Origin of the sequence: Porphyromonas crevioricanis, from assembly GCF_900476255.1 — a bacterium.
In the GTDB taxonomy this organism is placed as follows: Bacteria; Bacteroidota; Bacteroidia; order Bacteroidales; family Porphyromonadaceae; genus Porphyromonas; species Porphyromonas crevioricanis.
The window spans coordinates 2057317-2075759 of the sequence record NZ_LS483447.1 but is presented as its reverse complement, the minus strand read 5'-3'; the positions used below and the strand labels follow the sequence as shown (position 1 = coordinate 2075759).

15 protein-coding genes and 1 tRNA gene are annotated in these 18443 nt (G+C 45.4%); 7 read left to right on the top strand and 9 right to left on the bottom strand.

The window, feature by feature from the left end; translation table 11 throughout:
* Nucleotides 1-10 precede the first annotated feature (10 nt).
* Nucleotides 11-871: an NAD kinase gene (locus DQN70_RS09195; protein WP_023936302.1), complete on the bottom strand. Its 861-nt coding sequence runs from the start codon at nt 869-871 to the stop codon at nt 11-13.
* A 74-nt stretch (nt 872-945) separates the two neighbouring features.
* On the opposite strand from DQN70_RS09195, the gene DQN70_RS09190 reads away from it, so the two are divergent.
* The 7 genes from DQN70_RS09190 to DQN70_RS09160 all read left to right on the top strand — a co-directional run bounded on the left by DQN70_RS09190 (nt 946) and on the right by DQN70_RS09160 (nt 5429).
* Nucleotides 946-1668 (top strand): pyridoxine 5'-phosphate synthase, encoded by a 723-nt coding sequence (locus DQN70_RS09190; RefSeq protein WP_023939677.1) that lies wholly within the window; start codon nt 946-948, stop codon nt 1666-1668.
* A 57-nt stretch (nt 1669-1725) separates the two neighbouring features.
* On the top strand, nt 1726-2442 hold the full coding sequence (locus tag DQN70_RS09185; RefSeq protein ID WP_394341832.1) for a MotA/TolQ/ExbB proton channel family protein: 717 nt from the start codon (nt 1726-1728) through the stop codon (nt 2440-2442).
* On the top strand, nt 2439-2855 hold the full coding sequence (locus DQN70_RS09180; protein WP_023936307.1) for an ExbD/TolR family protein: 417 nt from the start codon (nt 2439-2441) through the stop codon (nt 2853-2855). The genes DQN70_RS09185 and DQN70_RS09180 overlap by 4 nt, the downstream gene beginning before the upstream one ends.
* 29 nt (nt 2856-2884) lie before the next feature.
* Nucleotides 2885-3715, top strand: a complete 831-nt coding sequence (locus DQN70_RS09175) for an energy transducer TonB family protein (protein WP_052115812.1) — start codon at nt 2885-2887, stop codon at nt 3713-3715.
* A gap of 67 nt (nt 3716-3782) precedes the next feature.
* On the top strand, nt 3783-4331 hold the full coding sequence (locus tag DQN70_RS09170) for a DJ-1 family glyoxalase III (RefSeq protein WP_023939662.1): 549 nt from the start codon (nt 3783-3785) through the stop codon (nt 4329-4331).
* Between the two features lie 277 nt (nt 4332-4608).
* The gene (locus DQN70_RS09165) at nt 4609-4965 is read left to right on the top strand and encodes a TM2 domain-containing protein (RefSeq protein WP_231968827.1); all 357 of its coding nucleotides are present in this window, start codon (nt 4609-4611) and stop codon (nt 4963-4965) included.
* Between the two features lie 41 nt (nt 4966-5006).
* Complete coding sequence (locus DQN70_RS09160; protein WP_081711882.1) at nt 5007-5429, top strand: DUF2752 domain-containing protein; 423 nt, start codon at nt 5007-5009, stop codon at nt 5427-5429.
* A 153-nt stretch (nt 5430-5582) separates the two neighbouring features.
* Here the strand turns inward: DQN70_RS09160 and DQN70_RS09155 are convergent, their stop codons facing one another.
* From DQN70_RS09155 to DQN70_RS09115, 8 genes are all read right to left on the bottom strand, one after another.
* Nucleotides 5583-7652 carry a serpin family protein gene (locus tag DQN70_RS09155; RefSeq protein ID WP_023939656.1) on the bottom strand — a complete coding sequence of 690 codons (2070 nt, stop codon included), beginning with the start codon at nt 7650-7652 and terminating at the stop codon, nt 5583-5585.
* 120 nt (nt 7653-7772) lie between these two features.
* The gene (dusB, locus tag DQN70_RS09150; protein WP_023939654.1) at nt 7773-8747 is read right to left on the bottom strand and encodes a tRNA dihydrouridine synthase DusB; all 975 of its coding nucleotides are present in this window, start codon (nt 8745-8747) and stop codon (nt 7773-7775) included.
* Nucleotides 8744-9316 carry a GNAT family N-acetyltransferase gene (locus DQN70_RS09145; RefSeq protein WP_023936323.1) on the bottom strand — a complete coding sequence of 191 codons (573 nt, stop codon included), beginning with the start codon at nt 9314-9316 and terminating at the stop codon, nt 8744-8746. Before DQN70_RS09145 ends, dusB begins: the two co-directional genes overlap by 4 nt.
* 14 nt (nt 9317-9330) lie before the next feature.
* Nucleotides 9331-11031 carry a SulP family inorganic anion transporter gene (locus DQN70_RS09140; protein WP_052115844.1) on the bottom strand — a complete coding sequence of 567 codons (1701 nt, stop codon included), beginning with the start codon at nt 11029-11031 and terminating at the stop codon, nt 9331-9333.
* A gap of 104 nt (nt 11032-11135) precedes the next feature.
* A tRNA-Cys gene (locus DQN70_RS09135) sits at nt 11136-11209 on the bottom strand.
* Between the two features lie 652 nt (nt 11210-11861).
* Complete coding sequence (locus DQN70_RS09125; RefSeq protein WP_023936329.1) at nt 11862-13076, bottom strand: C1 family peptidase; 1215 nt, start codon at nt 13074-13076, stop codon at nt 11862-11864.
* A gap of 621 nt (nt 13077-13697) precedes the next feature.
* Entirely contained in the window at nt 13698-16625 is a 2928-nt protein-coding gene (locus DQN70_RS09120) for a T9SS type A sorting domain-containing protein (RefSeq protein ID WP_023939643.1), read from the bottom strand.
* Nucleotides 16626-16882: 257 nt separating this feature from the next.
* Nucleotides 16883-18421, bottom strand: coding sequence for a RagB/SusD family nutrient uptake outer membrane protein (locus DQN70_RS09115; RefSeq protein ID WP_023936337.1), 1539 nt, complete (start codon nt 18419-18421; stop codon nt 16883-16885).
* Nucleotides 18422-18443 lie beyond the last annotated feature (22 nt).

Genomic DNA, 18443 nt, shown 5'->3' with positions numbered 1-18443 from the left:
GGCCAATAGCTCAACTGCGCACGGCAGCTCCCCACATCAATTTTTTGCGCAAGGTGTCGGCAAAGGAGTGGTTGGCAACTTTCATCAGGCGGATACTATAGTCTGCTTTTCGTATGCGTATTGGCTCTCCACAGTCGAAAGGGGAAGCTTTGCCGTCCAAAGAGAGTAGGAAACTGTCGCTGCGAGAGCTCACCGTCATGGATATGATTGTGTTGTCCGGTACTACCAGTGGACGCATATTTAGTGTATGCGGAGCAATGGGGGAGAGAACAAAATCTTGAGAGTGAGGCATGATAAGAGGACCATTGACAGAGAGAGAATAGGCTGTAGATCCGGTTGGTGTGGCTATGATCAAGCCATCGGCATCGTAGGCTGCCAGATAGTCATCCCCGAGATAGGTGTCAATGGTAATGATAGAGCCGGTTTCCCGTTTCATGATAGCAGCTTCGTTGAGGGCATGGCCGATGTAATGGTCTCCTACCTCGATCTGCAAAATGGAGCGGCTCTCCAACTCAAATATACCTTCTACTAGTTTATCAATAAGCCCAATAGCTTCTGAGCAGTCGGCATCAGTTAGGAAACCCAGCCTGCCGGAGTTGATCCCCCAGATAGGTATTTCTGTAGCTCCGATATAACGGGCCGCTCTTAGGAATGTGCCGTCTCCTCCTATGGATACCACATAGTTGGCTGTAGGAAGTGTCTCTTCGTCCAAGATATTGCATTCTATTTTGAGCCCCAGACTACGACGGATGAAGCCATAGAACTGTCTCTCCACACTGAGTTTGGCTATTTGGGACAGTTGACAGATGAAGTGTACGATGTTTTCTGCCTGATCTACTTTATGTTGGCTCCCAAAAACTGCTATTTCCATAAGGCCTATACCAACTGTTTTATCTTGTATCGATAATAAACTACCTTTGCGACAAGCAAATATATATCAAACCGATGACAAGACTGAGTGTAAACGTCAATAAAATAGCTACACTGCGTAATGCCAGGGGAGGGGATGTCCCCAATGTGTTACAAGTCGCGCTCGATTGCGAGCGGTTCGGAGCGGAGGGAATCACGGTACACCCCAGACCGGACGAGAGACATATTCGTTATAGCGATGTGTTGGAGCTGAATGAACATCTTACTACCGAATTTAATATCGAGGGAAATCCTGATGATCGTTTTATCAAGTTGATAGAGAGAGTACACCCCACGCAGGTAACTCTGGTGCCCGATGCACCCGGAGTGCTGACAAGTAATGCCGGTTGGGATGTGGAGAAACATTTCGATCACCTGAAATCTTTGATTGATCATTTTCATGGCTTAGGGGTACGTACATCAATCTTTGTGGGCACTTCTTTGCCTACAATCTCTGCAGCCAGAGAGACCGGTACGGATCGCATCGAGCTATATACGGAGCCATATGCTTCGGCCTATCATCAAGACAGAGACACTGCTGTGGCTCCTTTTGTGCAGGCCGCAGCCCATGCTCACAAATTGGGGTTGGCTGTCAATGCCGGTCACGATTTGAATTTGGATAATCTTGCCTTCTTTGCCCAATCCCTCGGGCAGCTCGAAGAGGTCTCCATAGGGCATGCTTTGATAGCCGATGCCCTCTACATGGGGCTGGAGAGGACAATTGCTGCTTATCTAAGCTGCCTGAAAGCGAAAGCCTAAGGCATATCCCCTTCCTTGTTTGCCATTTAAGAAAATTATATCACCTAAACGCAGAATATACGGCATATGATACCATTGCTTCAAATAGAAAACCCGGTAACAGATACCATTGTACGTACAATTTCCTCTCCTGCCACAGCAGAACCCATATCGCCTCCCTCTTTCTGGGAGTTGGCTCAATATGGAGGTCCCATTATATATATCCTGCTTGCGCTGTCTGTAATAGCCATTTATCTCTTTGTTCGTAAGTTGCTGCAGATACATGCTGCCGGTAAGGAGGGAGATGCCTTTATGGAACGTATAAAGGACTACCTCCACGATGGGAAGTTAGACTCCGCTATTAACCTTTGCCAGAGTACGAATACTCCTTCTGCGCGTATGATCGAGAAGGGATTGAGCCGATTGGGGCGTCCGATGAACGATATTCTCGTTGCGATAGAGAATGTCGGGAACATCGAGGTTGGTAAGTTAGAGAACGGAATGCCTGTACTAGCATCGATAGCTGCTGTAGCTCCCATGATAGGCTTTTTGGGTACCGTAACGGGTATGATAGAGTCTTTCTACAATATGTCCAGTGCTGCTGCCGGAGGGGCAGATATAAGCATGTTAGCCGGTGGTATTTACCAAGCTTTGGTCACGACTGTTGGAGGACTTATTGTGGGGATCATTGTCCTTTTTGGCTATAACTATTTAGTTGCCCTCACGGACAAGGTTGTGAACAAAATGGAGACAAAGACTTTGGAGTTTATGGATTTAATCAATGAGCGAGTATGAGTCTGCGCAGACGTTCTGGCAGCAGCCCGTCTTTCAGCATGGCTTCTATGACAGACGTGATCTTCCTGCTGCTTATCTTTTTTATGATTACCTCCACTTTCGTTGTTCCCAACATCATCAAGGTTAATCTACCGGCTTCTGACAAGCAGGCTTCTGCAAGTAAGGAGGTGCTTCGCCTTACCCTCACACCCGACCTGCACTATTTTTTAGCCTACGGTCAGCATCAAGAGGAAGAGATCTTGTTCGAAGATATACCGGCCAAACTGGCCGAATATCAGGCTGTAGATCCGGATGTGTATATGGCAATTTATGCAGATGAATCTGTACCATACAAAGAGGTGATAAAGGTGGTAACGCTGGCTTCGAGAGCCAACGTGCGCATCATGTTGGCAACCAAGGTCGCGGACATTTAGTCGAGGGAGTGTGATTAAGTTGGAACACCATGAAATCCATTGATCGACAGCGAATCGTATCTCTTCTTGTCACGCTGGGGTTGCATGCCTTGGCTTTGGGGGTGCTGATGTTGATACATATTTCCTCCACTCCTCCTCGTACCGAGTTGGTAGAGCTGGTGCTCATCAATTATGGCACAACATCAGAGATAACACAGGGGCAAGAGGAGCCTGCACGAGGGAATGTGCAGGAGAAAGAAACCCCTATGCCACCATCTGCCTCCAAGAATACATCACCTAAGAGCCATCGAAGGGCCAGAGTTAAGCAACCTCCTATCAATACAATGACTCGGAACGAGGCCCCAAAGATTGATGCTGCCGAGGTAGAACGAAGGCGAGCTGCCGAGGAGGCTGAGCGCAGACGTCGAGAGGCTCGCCAAGAAGCCATAAGAGCCCAACAGGCAGAAGAGGCTCGCAAACGAGCCGAACGGCAGATAGGGCAGGATGTAGCAGGAGCTTTTGGACGAGGTCGAAATAAGAGTGAAAGTCAGGGAGCCGATGTTAAGGGAACAGGTAACCAGGGCAGTATACATGGTAGTGGTGACTCCTATGCCCTCAGTGGGCGCACCATTGCTGGCAATGGAGGGCAACCGGTCCGTCCCACCTATGCCAGTGCCATACGAGGAACCATTCGAGTTGGTATAGAAGTGGATGCTTCGGGGGGTGTAGTAAATGCTTGGATTGATCCCGCTGGAACGAATATTGCCGATGCAGGGATGCGTTCTTCTGCCAGAGATGCAGCCAGGCGTACACGCTTCAATGCCGTATCGAATGCTCCGAATCAGCGAGGAACTATTACCTATCGTTATGATTTGCGTTGAGATTTGTTCCGAATAGAGGAACCGAGATGCAGAAAGAAAAAGACAAAACCACAAAATACATTTAGCCATGAATCAAGTATTCGTATTCTTAGCCAACGGGTTTGAAGAGATTGAAGCCCTCTCCGTGATCGACATCCTTCGTCGTGCAGATTTGCCCGTATGTACAGTATCTGTACATGCGGATCGTAAGGTGATTGGAGCACATGAAGTTGCTGTTGAGGCCGACACTCTTATCAATGATGTTACTCTCGACGATGCCGCCTGCCTTGTTCTTCCTGGAGGAATGCCAGGAGCTGCCAATCTGATGGATTGTGTAAAATTGAGAGAAGCACTGGTTAGGCAGCATGAAGCAGGTCGTCTCTTGGCTGCAATCTGCGCTGCTCCCATGGTTTTGGGGGCATTGGGTATCTCGAAAGGACGAGAGATGACTTGTTATCCCGGCTTTGAGGAGCGTCTTATAGATGCTCGTATTTCTACACAGGGAGTGGCAGAAGACGGCCATGTCATCACAGGTAAGGGGCCAGCTTTTGCGGCCTCATTTGCTTTGGCTATCGTGAAGCGGTTGGCTGGAGAAGCAAGAGCCAAAGAAGTTGCTTCGGGCATGTTGTTTCAGTAGTCTCTTGTGTACTCCGAAGGGAAAGTATTAAAAGACTTGTATCTTTAGATCGGATCGTATAATTTCGCTCCCCATGGAGATGTCAAATAATTATTACCTCCGCCTCTCAAACAGAAATTAAAAAGTATTTTCCCGATAAGAAGTAAAAAAGGGAGCGTCCTATTGCATTGGTCTTTCCTCCATTTGTGTAGTATTAGGGTCGGCTGATATGAAGGTGGCTTCGCGACTCTCTTAGCTCAATAGTAAAAAGTCTTCGCCGGAGCCGGAAGACACAAATATGACAAAAATTATGAGTTCTGATATGCTCAATGCGTACATCATTTCTGTATCGAAGTATTTACCCTCACATGAAATTCCTTCTTTGAGAAAGCGGTTGGAAGATATGAGTGATTCTCAGATCATTCAACTTCAGGCAGTAGAGATGAAAGACCCTACTACGTTGCTGATTGTATCAATCTTTGCTGGAACCCTCGGTATAGATCGTTTTATGCTTGGACAAGTGGGGCTCGGCGTAGCTAAGCTGCTTACTTTCGGTGGCTGTGGTATTTGGGCTATTATCGATTTGTTCTTGATTACTGATGCTACCCGTGAAGCCAATATGAAGAGAATTCATGAGGCCATAAACTTACTCTAAAGGGTATTCGGGATTTCTGACCACTGGGCTTTGTTTGTCTTATGTCTAAGTTCGTCAGATCTGGTAGATTTTTTTCGACCATCGCTTCTCTATGTCATCGCATGGGGAGGCGGTGGTTTTTGTTTTTACCCATAGGCCTGTTGCCGGTTATATTTTTCTGGGAGTCCCAACCTTTACATTGTCCCATCCGACAGCTTACGGGCTATCCTTGCCCCGGTTGTGGTACCTTGCGTGCATTACGCTTGTTGCTCCAAGGTGATTGGTTTGCTGCTGTAGAGATGAATCCCTTGGCTGTGCTCTTTGCTTTTTACTTACTATTCTCTTCTCTTTTCTATCTTTTCTATCTGCTCTCAGGATCGGAGTTCTGGCATCCGAATCGCAGGAGAGTACCTCCATGGGGATTAGCCTTCTTGATTCTGCTTGTGATTGCCAATGGGATTCGGAATATCATTCTTATGGATTGATCTCCACTTGCCTTTCTTCTTTTTTTCTGTAAACCTCTTTCTTCAACTTATACTTACCTGTTTCGACAAAAAAGAGGCTATGCCATAAAATCATTTATGACATAACCCCTTGGCAAAGTTGGTGTGTTAGTAAGGACTGAAAACAGGTTTCTGTTACTTCCACTCTGGTCTGTAAATAATACCAGAGAAGAGGTGCATTTGACTTTCCGTATGCCTGATAAGAAAGAGGAAAGGTCTGTCGAAGTGCAATGTAATGGGATCTTGTGGTTCGACAGCTGTCGGTTCTATTGTTATTGCGCTTGCAGCAGCAGCTTCTGCCCCCTTTTCATCCACTGATACGATACACTTCTGAGTCACCTGCGATACCACAAATCTAGGGTTATTCCAGCCTCGCAAGAATAAACCCTCTTTCTTATAGAGTTTGCCATGGTCTCTTTTGTACATCTTATTTAGAGGAGATGAGGCTATCACCTTGAACTTAGGCAGATATAGATCTACTTCCGTCATGTGTCCGGATAGAGAAAGATGAGGGGTATTTGCGATTTGTTTAGCTATGGAAAGAGGGGATTCTCCATTGTCTGGGAGGATGAATATAGCTTCGAAAGAGCCGTTCCCGAGAGGTAAGGAGACAGACGAGAAGCCTTGCTGAGAGCGGTAGTAGCACATCTCTGCTTTTTGATTCATTGTCGGGATATTGCCGAGAGAGGCAAAAGGCCGGGCTTGAGTCTTTTGAACGTCGAAGTGCAATCCCTTACTCCAACTTGCTTTCAAGTAGATAGCATTTACGAGAAGTGATACCATATTCTCTTGGAGCTCTTCCGGCAATATGAAAGAGGGAATCATTTCCATAGTATGCTCTTTGACCCATTCGTTGATGAGTGTCGCAGTTTGTTCCTTTTGAGAGAAGTCCACGACCTGTGGATCACAGTCGTAGTAGGCTTTCAATACATCTAAGAAAGAGGGGAGGGGAGAGACCAGATGAGAGGAGAAGATTGTATTGGCTGTACTCATTCTTGTCTCACTATCGGTGATATTGAAGTTCCTTTTCAGCAAATCCCAATATTCATTGTACCACTGTTCGTTCAGAGGAGGATGAATAGCTGTGATGCAATCTATCTCCGGGATCCCATCATTGCTGGCCGCGTTGTGCAGCATTGCCCAAGGTTGCATCATCGAGTAGTAGCTATAGATGAGGTTTTTGTCATTGGGAGAAAGCTCGGCCAAAGAGGCTAAGTCCTTCCAGGCTTTTGCATTGCAAGCTTCTGTATACCTTGCTTGTTGATTGTCGAACCCTAAGGAGACTGGCTGAGAATTTTCTGTCGGAGTCCCCTCTATCCTGATCTTTTTATTGATAAGTATTTCTCCATCCTTCTTGAAGTGCATGGCAACCTTGAAGGCATTGTGTATGTAAGTTTTGTCGTACCCCTCGAGGGTGGTAGGCGAGATTGAGAAGCCTTTCCCAAGCATAAACTGGATAAGCTCATCTTTCATCTCTTTAGACAAATCTTCCTTGAGTCTGGCTTGTATGATTCCCTTTTCTGTAGTCAGATAGTGCACTTTGGAGAAAAACTTGCCCGTTTTGTTTACGAAAGTTAGTGCTCCATCTTTCTCTTTTGGCGACTCGACTCTGGTTCCTATGATGTTTTCTGCCATGCGTACATGCTCCAATACCCAAGGCCTATCAGTCAATCTGAGATAGGGGAGTTCCCCCAGGATGTATTTGATGTCGAATACGGGCTGTACATCTTCCAGCTTGATTATTGTAGAGGCTGTGTTACTCAATTGATGAGTGCCCAGGCTTTTTTCATTGAGGATTATTTCATACTCACCGGCAGGGATGCGTACTATCTTGGCCACATCTCTCGGGCAAAGACAATTGACATTCCCTCCGTCCAGCATCTTTTCTTCAATCCAGAGCTCATTGCCTTCGGTGTGTATTTTCACGTCAAGGCGAGTTAAGTCGCAGGGTGTCATAAGTTCAAAATGATTGTATACGAAATACTCTTGCTGAGGCTTGGACGAGAGGGGGGAGAATGTGATTAGCTCTTGCGGAAAATCGTAATTATTGCTCTTCGGTTTTTCTCCGATAGTTTTCTTGCAGGGAGACAAGACGGTACGAGAGTTTGGTTCCTTCCCCAGTTCCGTATTATCGTCTTTGTTACAGGCTGCCAGGCCTATTAGGAGTATAGGTAGGGCGAACAGATGATAAATAAATGATTTCATGACAGGTATTCTTTTTAGGGTGGATAGATTTATTTTTTCTTTTCTACACCCTAAATGATAGTCTGAATGAAATACTGCACGCTTTTGTTTCTCTCTATATATTCTGCTAAATACGATCCTCTAACCGATGTCTATTCCATCCATAAGATCAAAAAGCTCTGTGGCCGTGCTTGCACGCAGCATGGCAATACGTGTCGGACGGAAGTTGGGTATACCCTTGAATATCGGACTTACGGCTATATGGCGTCGGGAGTGCAAAATACCTTTGGTTTCTCCCAGTTTGGCGATATTGTTTTTGACCAACTGCTTGAGTATCTCGATAGCCTGTTGCATAGGCAGAGGAGGCGGTAGGCATCCGTGCTTGAGATAGTGCTTCATTTGGGAGAATATCCAAGGACAACCTATCGAAGCTCGACCCACCATTACAGCATCTACCCCATAGTGATCAAAGGCTTCAGCTGCTTCTTCGGCAGTGGTGATGTCTCCATTTCCGATGATTGGGATATGTATCCTGTTGTTTGCTTTCACCCGGCCGATAGGGGCCCAATCGGCCGAACCGGTATACATCTGTGCTCGCGTTCGACCATGAATGGTGAGTGCGGCAATACCGCAGTCTTGGAGGGCTTCGGCCAGCGTCTCAATGATGATAGAAGAGGCATCCCAGCCCAGACGGGTCTTGACAGTGACAGGGAGATTTACAGCTTTCACCACAGCTCGAGTTATATCCAGCATAAGCTCTGGTGTACGGAGCATACCGCTCCCGGCTCCCTTGCCTGCTACTCGTTTTACCGGACAACCGAAATTTATATCAATGAGATCCGGCTTAGCTGTGGCTGCTATTTCAGCTGCCTGACGCATAGTCTCTACATCCCGTCCGTAGATCTGTATAGCTACGGGACGCTCTGTTTCGTCTACTTGCATCTTGCGTATACTGCCGGCTACATCTCTTATGAGAGCATCGGCTGCAACGAACTCTGTGTACACCAAATCTGCTCCAAACTCTTTGGCCATATGTCTGAAAGCCAAATCTGTTACATCCTCCATGGGAGCCAGCAGAAGAGGCTTTTCTCCCAAGTCTATATTGCCTATTTTCATGCTTGTTTTTGCCGGTCGGGGGCCAGTCCGTAGACCAGAGAGTAGAGATCTTGCTTGATATACTCCGGATCGATTGCCTCTGTTGAGAGTAGCCATAGAGGAGTGGGGGCATCTCCTTCTCTGTATGGGGGTTGTTGGTAGTATTTGTCTATCGTTTTGAAGCCGTTTCTTTGATAGAACTCCAGCCTGCGTCTCGCCTGCGAAGAGAGAGTTGGAGGTTCTATTTCTAAGATAAGCTCACCCAAGGATCGGAGTTTGGATAGCAGTAGGCTGCCAAGGCCTCTGTTCCGGTGACGAGCAAATATGGCAATATGTTCCACAAATAGCCATCCGGAGGGTAACTCCCAATAACTGCAAAGCCCTGCTAATTCATCTCCATGATAGATGGCCATGGGGCGGAAAGAAGATGGCTTCTTGGAGGGAGAGAGGAGCATCCCCCACGGACGCTGCTCTTCACGCACGAATGCCGCATGGTAGAGGCCACAGAGTTGCCTGATCGGTTGAGGATGCTCTTTCCCTTTCAGCTCTGCCAGAGGAAATAAATCTATGTGCTGCTCCGAAATATTCATGTTTGAAACTTTCTTCAGACCTTTTTTTCTTCTACCAATTGGGTAGCGACCTGTATGGCCTGATGTATGTCTCTGCAAATATATTCGGGTTTGATCAGTTGGCTTATTTCAGCTGCATTGAGTGTTTCTCGCACTTCCGGACGCACTCCGCTCAGTATTACATCCACTCCTTTGCTCTGAGAGTTGCGTATCAATCCCTGTAGATTGTGTACAGCCGTGCTATCCATGAAAGGAACTTTTCGCATACGTACAATCCGGACTGTAGGAGTGTCTTTAATGGTATTCATGGCTTCTTCAAACCGGTTTGCTATCCCGAAAAAGTAAGGGCCATTGATTTCGTATACCTCCACTCCTTTGGGGAGGTGCAGTTCGGATTCTGCCTGTAAATGTTGTGGCCATTCTCCGTCTTGATCAACGGGCACTTTGTCTTTGCTTACCACTATATTGGTGGTCTCGGTGATACGCTTCATCAGAAGAAGCATCGAGAGTAGTATACCCACCTCTATGGCTATGGTGAGGTCAAGCAGTACCGTCAGTAGGAAAGTTGTTAGCATCACTATGCGGCCTCCACGATCTCCCTTGAGGATACTCCAGACTGATCTCCACCCACTCATGTTGTAGGAAACAATTACCAGAACCCCGGCTAGTACTGCCATGGGAATGTAATCCATGAGAGGGCTCAAAAAAAGCAATATCAGGAGGAGTACCACAGCATGTACAATTCCGGCAATGGGAGTACGCCCACCATTGTTGATATTAGTCATTGTACGAGCAATGGCTCCTGTTACCGGTATCCCTCCGAAAAATGGCACCACGATATTTGCTGCGCCCTGAGCTATCAACTCGGTGTTGGAACGGTGTCTGTCTCCGGTAATTCCATCTGCCACGCTGGCGGATAATAAGCTCTCTATGGCTCCGAGTAGAGCTATGGTGAAGGCAGAGGGGAAAAGCTCTTTGAGAGTTTCCAGAGAGAACTGTGGCAGATGTGGACTGGGGATAGAGGCCGTGATCTCGAAGCGGTCTCCGATCGTTTCCATCTGTCCGATGCCTTTGGAGCGAAGCAGATAAGCAATGATTGTAAGGAGTATGATAGCTACAAGAGATCCTGGAATTTTCTTTGTCACCTTCGGAGTGAAGACTATCAAGATAATCGCTGCCAAACTAAAACCCACGGCAATAGGAGTTGTAGCTCCTATGTGCTGGAAATAGACAGCCCATTTGCCTAAAAAGTCTCCGGGTACGGATGTTATGCCTAAGCCCAGAAGGTCGTTGATTTGTGTAGAGAAGATAGTAAGTGCGATGCCGGCCGTAAATCCTACCACAATGGGGTAAGGAATGAACTTAATCAGGTTACCCAACCTGAGCAAACCCATTAGTAAGAGCATTACTCCAGCCATCAGTGTTGCCAAGATCAATCCGTCTATGCCATGTTGTTGTATGATGCCATAGACAATCACAACAAAGGCTCCTGTCGGCCCCCCGATCTGTACGGAGGAGCCACCCAGCAGAGATACCAAGAGCCCTCCGATAACAGCTGTCAGTAGCCCTATTTCGGGCGAAACCCCTGAGGCAATACCGAAAGCAATAGCTAAGGGTAGGGCTACAACTCCTACAATAAGTCCAGACATCAAGTCAGAGGCAAAAAGCGACCCTGAATAGGAGGAAAATACATCCAATAGCTTGGGACGGAAGAGTGAATTGATATGCTTATTCATCATAATATGGGATTAAAAAGCAAGTGCTAATCAAGAGGACTTGCCTTCTTCAAAAAACGAACAAACTCCCAAAACCGCTGATTTATGCGCTTCGGGAGTTTATTTGGAGGTACCTGGCGGATTCGAACCGCCGTAGACGGTTTTGCAGACCGTTGCCTAACCACTCGGCCAAGATACCGTTCTTGATTTACGGACGCAAAGGTAACTAAATTTTTGATGTTGGCAAAGGCCTATGCTCTTATTTCGAGACAACAGCATCGAAAGAGGTTTGGCCTATTCAGCCCACAGTCTCTAAAAAGCTTTTTTCTCCTTCTCCTAAAACAGATATGTTTTGTAAATATATACTCGCAAAAAAAAGCGGAAAAAGAGAAGGAAGAGTGGCCATATGGATTGGAGGATATACCTGCTTTTGGAGAGCTTTTTGGAGACTCTTAGAATGCCGATGAATAGGGCGTTTTGAGAGGGCCGAATTTCTCTCCTGAGAGAATTTTTGCTAACACAGGAGAAAAATATTTTTCTCACAGGAGAGAATTTTTGCTCTCTCCCGTGTCAATTAAAAATGACTCCTATTGAGACAAAAAAGGAGAGGAGAAACACAGCCAAAAAGCTCTTAATTTGATCGGAAACACTCTTTACGAAAGAAAATTGAAATGCGTGAATATAAACAAAATAATACATAGTCTGGAGCCATAAGCACTCACTGCATTATCGAGAGCTACTCAGATTTGATCTTTTCTCTCGTAAGCACGATTTAAGAAAAAAGCCGTCTCGGAGAATCGTTGAAGACTCCAAGACGGCTTTCTTATTTGAGAGGTAATACCTATCCTCTTTTACTTGATACCAAGTTTCTTGGCGATAGCTTTGGGCAAAGCATCTTTGTGCAATACGATATTCATTGTACGACCGGCCACAAAGTTGCGACTGGCATACCAAATACCATTGTACTTGCCGGATTCGCCCCAAGAGTTTTTCACGATGAAGAAAGGACGACCATTTTGATTTACGGCCTTTCCTACAATCTGCATCCCATGGTCGTCTGTGAGGGTATAGTTGTCATAGCCCTGCTGACGGAATTCTTGAGTAGGCTCTATTTCAGGACAATCGGCTTGACGCACGAGCTTGGCTATCTCTTCTCTTTTGGCGGAACGGCTCAGGCCTACCCAGCGATCTTGATCGGATCCTTTCGTTTCTATAGCTTCTACATCGGCCAAAACTCCGATACCATCTCTGGTGAAACCTACTTCGCTCACGTCTGTACCCCATGCGATTGAGTACCCCTTGTCAATGGCATAATCCATTACTTCCATGAATTCGTTGATAGGAAGGTTGTAGCAGGAGGACCAACGCCAGTTGTCTTCTATCTCAAGAGGAAACTGTGAATAGAACGGATGATGCGTGTAGCTGGTCAGCGATACGTAATCATCGGCATTGAAGCCCAGGGATTGAGCAAAGCTCTTCGGGGTATATTTCTTGCCTTTGTAGCTAAACTCTTCGGGCTCTTCACCCAAATATGTGTCTATAATGGCATCGTATCCCTTACGCCAAGCCGTAGAGAGTTTGCCGTTTGGATTTTTGATGATTGCATCCAGGTAAGCTTGTGCTGTGGCAGATATTTCACCGTGCATATTCTTTGTGGTTCCGTAGTTGAGACCACGCATAGCCTCTTCCGGCACGATGCCATAGTGTTTGAGCACATAAATCACATCATAGAAAGAACCTCCTTGGCCAAAATTGAGCTTGCCGTGCATACGCACATACTTGTCTCCTTTGTCTTTGTATGAGCGATTTACTACAAACATTTCCGACAGATCGTACTCTCCCTTACCCATTCTCTGGAGTTCGCTTTCAACAAAGGCCAAAGCCGAATAAGACCAGCAGGTGCCGGAGTTCGCTTGATCCTTGATGGAAGTGTAGGGCAGTACTTTCACTGTAGTGAATACATTCTCGTCATTCGAGGCGGGCTTGCTGGATACGGGCTCTTGTGCATGCAGCAAGCAAGTCATGCTGCTCGCAAACAAGGCTACCGCAAAGAAGATTTTCTTCATGTCTGCTTTTGTTAGTTTATTGTTTGTTTTAGGTATTGTTTTTACTCATTCATTGCAAAATACTGCTGGAGGCTAAATTGTAGCCACCCCAAGGAGGTCTACTCCTCTTGCGGACACAAAAATATACGAAAAGCCTTGCTTTCCCAAGTCAAGACTGTTATATGAGTATCAAAAGTCCTTTTGAGATAGACTTTTTGCCGGGATTTGAAGAATATGGCAATCGAAAGGGATTGAGAATTGAGGAAAAGCCTGCGTTTTAGGTATCCAAGAAGCTAAATATTGATGATAATATAGCGAGCTCTATTGTGCAAGGATCTCATAATAATATCATGCAACACTCTCAAGGCATATGCCTTGAGAGCTCTTTGGACGGGCTCCGAAATGTCAACTAAACCTATCATTTTGTTGACTCTGCAGAATGCAGTAATCTTGAAGACATTGAGATCTGAGGGTTGTATATGACCAAGCCCGAATGTCGGGAATAGTGCAGTGAGTGCTGTGTTATGCAACAGCCTTCTTTCTTTTGAAAGAGAGATAATAAAAAAGGATCAGCCTTACTTCTTTTGTTGAGAAGCAAGGCTGACCCAGAAAATTCTACCTCACAAAAAGAGGTTGTACTGATTATTTCTTAGTAACCTTTTGTTGGCGCTTACCCTGATCGGTATGCAAAACAACAATGTAAGAGCCGGCGGACAAGTCAGAAATATCGAGTGATACATCTGAACGAACATCCATCCATTGACGTATCCGAACTCCGTTGGCAGAAAATACCTCTATCATGGAGATTGCATTGCCTCCCTTCACCCAAAGGGTATTATCCGCTTCTGTTGGATAGACAAAAGTTTCACTTTGCTTCGTAATCTCCTGATTCGGAACATTTTTGAAAAGGTCGTGGTACACAACTTCTACTGTATAGTTTCCGGTTCCGGTCTGATTGTTATTGTCGAGATATGAGAATCGGTTAGGTTTCAAAGTCTCAAGTACTTGTCCATCCTTTTTCACCACATACTCCTTTATCACAGGTACATGTGCCAGCAAAGATCCTCCATATTGTACCTCTGTGATTGGCTCTGTCAAAGGAGTAGGATCCGAAGATACAATCAACTTTAGTGCAAAATAATTGTATGTAGAAGACAGGGCACCCCCCAAAAGCTCGCCTTGATAATGGTTCGTACCATAGACTTTGTAACCCGTGTAAAGAGCTTGAGGGGAATTAATCTTTGAAATGCCATCGCCCCCACTCCCTTGGAACAGATTAACCAAGGGACGCTGGGTAGTCTGGAAGTTATGTGTGGTGAAACCTACTAATAGAGTTTGCATCAAGTCCAATTTCATAGGTTTCTTTAGGATAACACTCTGCCACTTTCCTACATTCTCCGGGGTACTCTCAATCTTCTCTTCCACTGTTTTGTGGTCAGAGTCTTTCCTGAGGGAGTAATTGTAGCCAACAAACAAACCGAAGTCTTGATCAGCTTTTGCCGGAACGAAGTTTATTTGTTTGATATACAGAGGCGTAGCTCCTTGTCCGTCAAGAGATTCAGGTAAATAACCTGGCATCCATTTTTCGACAAAAATACATCTCTTTTGCTGAGATTGCTGGTTATCTATCCTTCGTAGAAAGGGCATTGGTACTTCTTGATATTTGAAGTTATCTTCTCCAAGAGTATAGTCCACCTTCGTCCATTCCTGATTGAAAGCCGGAGCTGACCATGTAACCTCGGTTCCTCCTGTAGCTTTTGCAACATTTGGGGTAACAGATGTAATGGGGGTTATAGCCATTGCTGCCACTGGGTCTGAGTCGAAGTATACGATACCAGAGTTCTCAGAAAGACCAGAATATACTACACGAACATGGTAAGAGACTTTCCCATTTTTGAAGTCGGATTCTTTTGGCTTATCCTTGAGGAAATAAGAGCTTTTCCCCGATTCTTGTACTTCAAGGCCTGGTACACGCGCTCCATTTCGGTATAATTTGTACACAACGTTCTCGTTTCCATATTTTCTTGCAGCATATTGGGCGCTGGAAGGGGCATTCCAAACGATTACGAACTCCCCAGGTTCCTTTGTCGGCATAGCTTGTACCTTGGATATAGGATAAAGAGGTTGCATATCATTTCGGAATGTTCCTGCCAAAGACCTTTCTTTTCCTTGCTTTATGGGATCCAAGAAAGTACCCATTTGGTAAGAAGTTCCTTTGTCTTTAAACTTATCCCAGTGGAAATCCAGACGCCCATAGAATTGAGTTCGTTCTCCACCTCCGGTGAGGGTACCTATTACTAGCTTATTTTGGTTGAATAGGGAAGATCCGGATGAGCCTCCTTCTGTATTTCCTTCTTGAAAAGAGAAATAGAAGTGTGCTTTGGGGGCACCGGCATCATTCAGCCCTTCGTGCCAAGTGGTATAGGAAGGCTCTGTTCCTGATTCCCCTAACAGAGATATTTTCATAGCATCTCCGGCCGGATGATGAATGCCAACCACAGAAGAGGGTATTCCTGTTTGTCTGTTCCAACCATTATAATAGACACGGTAGTCTTCTGGTATTTCGTCTAAAAGCTCAAGTAACAAACCATCAGACATCCCTACGAGAGGCAGGAAGGCGAGAGGTTTCTTGCAGCCGACAACAGATTTTGTAAGAGCTGTCTGGCTGTATTGAGCATTGGTACAGCTAGGCTTCTCATAATGAAAAGTAAACTTCCATTGTGCAAATTTAGATTCGGATATATCCAAATTTTCGGTAATAGAGGCACAGTGCGCAGCAGAAAGAATAAGAGGTTTGAAGTCTCCCTTTGTATTATTCATTAGGTTTCCTGTACAAATCGAGCCTCCCATCAATATCTGGCATACACCTGCTTTTTGATCTTTCCAGTCATCTCCTTGAGGACAATTCACATTTATTTCTTCAGCTGGAGTAGATCGGTCTTCTAAATCTCCAATCCTGAGATCCATCGTGTGGCGGAAATAGTGTATCAACCCCTCTATCTCTATACGGGGCATCTCTCCTTTTTCATTGGGTTGATACTCGAATACAATCTCGTCTCCGGGGACATTGGCAGAGGCAAAATACCCTCCTCTCTTGTGTGTTTCGTACGTATAGGCACCTCTTACCAGCAAACCTTGTGGATCGTAGGTGTATAGCTTACCTCCTTCGGGAATAAAAAAGTCTTTATACGTGGGGCTGAGTTCTACTGCTCCTTCTGAACGAAGATGTAGCTTGTAGATTACGGAGCCATCTGCCAAGGTTACACGCTGTGCATCACGTGCAAAATCTATATCTATATCAAGGACAATACCTACCCGAAGAGGTGCACCATGATTTTCAGATTCCCAGTTGGCTGATTCTTTATAATCATCCAAATTCACAGTTAGAGGTACATCTATCACCTGCTCTTCGGCTGATATTGACCGAAGGGTGGAGCCTGTTTGAGAGGTCTGACTCAAACTCAGAGGCTTTCCTCCAAACTCCCGTTGGGCTATTGCATCCAATGGTCGAGCCAGAAACAGTCCGGCAGCGGCAGCGAGAGCGACTAACGATTTTGAAAACTTGTTCATTGTAATAGTATTATAGACTTAAAATTTATTTGCAGGCGCAATATTACGAAATATTTTGGATAGGAAGGGCCCCCTATTCTTGGAAAAAGGAGAGATATTTCTGTATATTCCTGCTATAATAATCACTTAGGAGGGTAGAAGGATTTCTAAAAGATAGAAAGAGGGTGTTGCAAAAAATATTGCAACACCCTCTCCCCTTATTGTTACTTTATTTCTTCTCTATCGGGTAGAGATGGAGATAAAGAAACGGCCTATACTTAATCCCAGTTTCCTTTGCCATGGAGGTTCGGGTTAGCCTGACGGTCATTCCTTGGGAATTCCCAAGTGAAACGCTTGTCACTAACAGCTATCTCATTAACCAACGATTCCGGAGAATAAGTCGCAATCTTGTCTTGAGGAACAGATCTTTTGAAATCAACACCCCAGCGAAGCATATCATTCAGACGCATTCCCTCACCGATCAATTCGCGTGCACGCTCTTCGCGTAAGATGCGCTTGCAGTTTTCGAGACTGCCAAACTCCTCATTTATACCTCGAGAAAGCATCAAAGTCTCGAGGTCTGTTTCTCCTTTTGACTTATCATTCATTTCCAAATAAGCTTCTGCACGAATCAGGTAAGCCTCTGCAATGTTGAATAGATTAACAGGACAACGGTGTGACGTATGTTTTTTGTCTATGTCAAGAGCAGGGTCTCCCATATACTTTGTGAGTAGGTGGATCGGTAATTGAGCCAAAATCTTATACTCACCTACATAAGCAATCTTGCGTAGGTCTTCATCCTTGTATAGAGCCACTGTCCACTGAGACAAAGCTGCATTTGGAACAATGAACTCCTGCAAATCTGTAGGATCGGGGTTTTGTTCGTCAACTGGTTGCCAAGAGCCTGAAAGCCAGCCATAGAATTGACCGAAGCTACCCACCTTGGGATCAGCATAAAGTGTTACCACATTTTCTGAACTACCCTTGGCATAAGTAGATCTAAGTGCTTCTACTTTTTCCCCCGTAGTCTTCATCTTTTGGGTATCTACCAGAGGATATTTGTCAATGAATTTGCCTACAGCATCAACCGCTTTTTGCCATTCTCGCATCTGGAGATAGATACGTGCCTTGAGGGCATAGGCATAGTCTAAATTGATATGGTAGGGAGCATCCTCTTTTTCATTCAAACCAAGTGCAATGGCCTCATCAATAAGTTTTATGGCATGATTGTAGCTGTCCAGCTTACTTGCTCTCGCAGGCTTTTCCAAAGGAGAGAACCCATCCATGATGAACACGCCCATCTCCTGGGCAGCTGTGGCTGGGTTGTACGGACCTTTTGCAAAACGAAGCATTAGTCGGTAGAGAGCCAAGGCCTTCATTACCTTGGCTTCCGCAATTAGAGTCTTTGTCTTCTGAATTTCTTCTGCTTTTGCTATTACAGTGTTGTCAAGAGCTTCCTGTGCACGCATAATGAAGTAATTTGCCTGCATATTTAACACACTATATACAGCGAAATAGTTGGTGATGTGATCGTCTGTAAGCATACGAGACTCTTCCCATTCAGTGATACCCAAGAGCTGACCACCATCCCATTTTGTACGGTAATAATACTCGGTCTGATAATCACTGTACGATGTGTTCAATGGTACCTCAGCTGTGCGAAGGTGCGAATACAGACCATCACTCAAGAATGTCACTTCTTTGAAAGACTCCAACGGCCCTTGTTCTATCCGACCGTCTGGATCGCGAGTCAAGTCACAGGAAGACAGAGCGAACAACAGCAAGCCTGCGCTTATGGTTGAAAGTATCTTTTTCATTGTGTTATTCATTTGTTTGAGA